This window comes from Dethiosulfatibacter sp. (assembly GCF_983023055.1).
Genome location: NZ_CEZJXU010000261.1, coordinates 1 through 3,661, shown reverse-complemented (window position 1 = coordinate 3,661; position 3,661 = coordinate 1). Strand labels below are relative to the sequence as shown.

The 3,661-nt window shown below is 36.9% G+C and carries 2 protein-coding genes; one reads left to right on the top strand and one right to left on the bottom strand.

Translation table 11 applies throughout. The annotated features are described in order from the left end of the window. Window positions 1–185: 185 nt before the first annotated feature. Entirely contained in the window at window positions 186–1,562 is a 1,377-nt protein-coding gene (locus AC3AX0_RS09265; protein WP_487550011.1) for a pyruvate carboxylase subunit B, read from the top strand. Window positions 1,563–2,046: 484 nt separating this feature from the next. Here the strand turns inward: AC3AX0_RS09265 and AC3AX0_RS09260 are convergent, their stop codons facing one another. Beyond that, complete coding sequence (locus tag AC3AX0_RS09260; RefSeq protein WP_487550010.1) at window positions 2,047–3,477, bottom strand: transposase; 1,431 nt, start codon at window positions 3,475–3,477, stop codon at window positions 2,047–2,049. Window positions 3,478–3,661: the final 184 nt, after the last annotated feature.

The window sequence follows — 3,661 nt, the reverse complement described above, 5'->3', positions numbered from 1 at the left end:
AACAAATATAGAGGTATTGGACAGTATAATAAGTTTCCTGTAAAATATAATTAGAGCAGAAAGAATAAAAAATATAGTTTTTGTAAATGATAAACATAAGATTAGGAGTTAATAAAGGACATTGAGGGAGTAGAATTTTTTCCGACTCCCTCAATGGACATAGAAAGGACTAAAAGTGAGCAGATATGAGTAAATTAATTAATTTCACTGAAACTACATTTAGGGACGGACAGCAGTCTTTAATAGCAGCCAGGCTTAGGCTCGATGAAATACTGCCTGTAGCAGAAGTAATGGATAAAATAGGATTCAAATCCATGGAAGTCTGGGGAGGAGCAACCTTTGATGTTTGCCTTAGATATTTGGATGAAGATCCTTGGGAAAGACTCAGGAAAATCAAGAAAGCTCTTCCAAATACACCTACACAGATGCTCTTGAGAGGAAGAAATCTTCTTGGATACAAGCCTTATCCAATTGAAGTGGTTAAAATGTTTATTGAAAAATCTGCCCAAAATGGAATGGATATTTTCAGAATATTTGATGCTTTGAATGATGTGGGTAATATGAAGGAGTCAATAGAAATTGCAAAGGGAACCGGAAAACATGTACAGGGTGCCATACTCTATACTAAGAGTCCAGTTCATGATATTGACCACTATACCAAGACATGCAGAAGCCTTTTAGAATTGGAGGTTGATTCAATAGCGCTTAAGGACCCAAGTGGAATAATGCATCCTTCAGATGCATCTAGAATTCTAAGTGAACTGGTAAAGATGGCAGGAAAGACTCCTGTTCAGTTTCATGCTCACTGTACTAGCTATATGGCTGCAATGTGTTATCAGAAAGCCATTGATGTTGGAGTTTCAACTGTAGACTGTGCCATAGCTCCTTTTGCAGGAGGACCCTCACAACCACCTCTTGAAGCTATAATTGAATCACTGAGGGGAACTGAGTATACGCACAATCTTGATATGGATGCCGTAAGGGAAGCAAATCATATGCTTACAAAGTTGAAGAGAAAAAGGGAAATAAGTGTTGATAGATATCAAATGGATGCATCGGTACTTGAACACCAGATTCCAGGTGGAATGATTTCAAACCTCGTATATCAGCTTGACAGCATGGGTCTAAAAGACAAATTTGATGAAGTAATGGAAGAAGTACCAAGGGTAAGAAAAGATCTTGGATATCCAGTGCTGGCAACTCCTACGAGTCAGATAGTAGGGAGCCAGGCAGTACTCAATATAATCAACAATGAAAGATATAAGGTTCTCTTCAAGGAAGTTAAAAACTATCTTTTAGGTCTTTATGGAACTCCCGAAGGAAAGATAAGCCGGGAACTCCTTGACAGGATAGACACCTTTGAATCAAAGGATATAGAAATCAAAGACATTGACATTAAAGCAAAGAAGAAGGAAATAGGCAATCTTTATGAATATGAGGAAGACATCCTTTCTTATATTCTTTATCCGGAGCAGTCCCTTAAATATTTCAAGTATAGGAATACGGAGAAGTACAAGGTGGACCTTGATCTTGTAGAGGAAGGCATTGGATATCCACTATAACAAGAAGATAAATAAAAAAATTGACGCAATTTTGACTATATACTGGTATAATTAAGTAGATAATCAAAATTATAATGAAAAATCATATAAAATTTCATAACGCGGGGCAATGCCCTTCCTCATGTGGGAGAAAATATCAGGGCCGTGAACGGGGCTAATCCATAAACCCGGGAGCTGAGATATGGACGATGAACCATGAGGTACTGCTGCGTTTGACTTGGTCAAAAAAGGCAGGGAAGGACTATTAATTCAAGTTTGCAAAATTATTTATTTTTGTAGACTGGTTTTTGTATACATAACCTTCCCTACCAATGGGAGGGTTTTTTTATTTCATTTAGTATTTACCAGTTTTGAAGGGTTTGAAATAATATTTATTAGGTAGTTGTTAAATGCAAAAGCAAGAAATGTGGATAACTTTTGCCAATTTCAATAAAAAAAGAACATTTTAGACGCACCTTAATAAGCCTGAGTGATAGTTGATAAATTAGGCAATAAGAGGCTTGATGCTGCGAATGTATTGTGGACAACTTAGTTTATGAGCAATGACTACAGTGAACAAACTGGCAATGGCAGCAATGTAAACATCAGCCTTTGTTGTTTGATGATTACGGGTTTTTCTACCGGCAATGCACATATTGGATTTCAAGTGACCTATTGTTTGTTCAATGACACCACGAATCTTGTAGGTGTCGACCCATTCTTCAGAACCACGCTGAATACCTGGAAACATGCGAAAATCCATGTTGTCATAAGTGTATGTTGTACGTCCCTTCTTGGCTGTACTGCAAGGTTTGTCGCAATAGCAAGTCCAGGTGTAGTTGTGATAAGACATTTTAGGACATCCCCATTTGATGCGGTCGGCTCGTCCTTTTTCACGAGTAATGCCATGATATTTCATGGGAAGGGTTGAATCATAGGGGCAAAGCGGATAACCAAATTCATTGTAACCAACCTTTTTTAAGGAGCTTTCATTACGAGGATTATATGGAATAAAAGCTTTCTTAAAATGGAACTGATCTTTTAGAAAACCATAAGTTCCAATTGCATCAAAAGCAGAATCACCAAGGAAAGAGGTTGGATGGAAATCAGGGTGCGATTCAAAGAAGTCAGTCAAAATGGGTTTTAAAGCAGAAGAATCGCTAATAGATTTATCTTCATCAGGAGAATCAGTTTTCTTTTTAACAACCATCTCCGGATGAGAAGATTTGAATTCATCATCCATAAAAGCAATATGACGAATGATGCCGAGACCATTGGTAAGGATAGAAAATTTATCAGCATAACAGAAGTGGCCATTTATGAACATTTGCTTTGCATCTGAAGAAGAAACTGCGTGAGAAGGCATGAGGACGTAAGCCATTTTGTATGGGTCGACTTCAGGATTATTCTTGTAGAAGGATTTAAGCCGTTTAATCAAAGCATTAAGTGTTTTGGGGTTGTTTTCCTTAACGTAAAGCTCAATGCCTGAAGTATCAAAGATGAGCATTTGGGAAAGACGGGAATCAATACTCTGGCAGATAGGTTCAGTATGATCGACCATATTTTCGAACATAAACTGAATATGAGCAAGGAAATCTTGTTTGAATCTGGTTAAGAGAGGTGCATCTGGTACTTTGGTGAAACCACAGAAATCCCTAAGTTCTTTGCAGATAGTGAGAAGAATAAGAAGAAGTGAATCAGTAGGTATGGAAAAGATTTTTTGAAGGATGAGAGCAGAAAGAAATCCTGTTAACGGATATTCACGTTTGCGCCCAAGAGTTTTGTAGAATGCTTTATGGAATTCCAAGGGAATAAATTCATCCAGATCCATATGCTGATTAAGCAAGTCGAAGAAAGAAGTAGTGTCGGAAGTGAATAGATTCTGACATTGTTCAAAGGATTCAGAAAGAGTAATCTGATGAAATTTTTTAGTCATAAATTTTCCTCCGTTTTTTGGTGTTTTGTTTGTTTTGTCACTTATATTATATCATTAAATGGAGAGAAAATTTATATATAAAAAGTAAAATAACCCAGTAATTTCAATGGGTTGAGGCATTTAACAAATGCCTATTACAATACTTATATTAGGAGATTCTATTGGAGCAGGAGTAGGTGATGAT

Bases quoted from the DNA above. Each gene is read 5' to 3' on its own strand.
- AC3AX0_RS09265 (WP_487550011.1), top strand. From the start codon at position 186: ATGAGTAAATTAATTAATTTCACTGAAACTACATTTAGGGACGGACAG.
- AC3AX0_RS09260 (WP_487550010.1), bottom strand. From the start codon at position 3,477: ATGACTAAAAAATTTCATCAGATTACTCTTTCTGAATCCTTTGAACAA.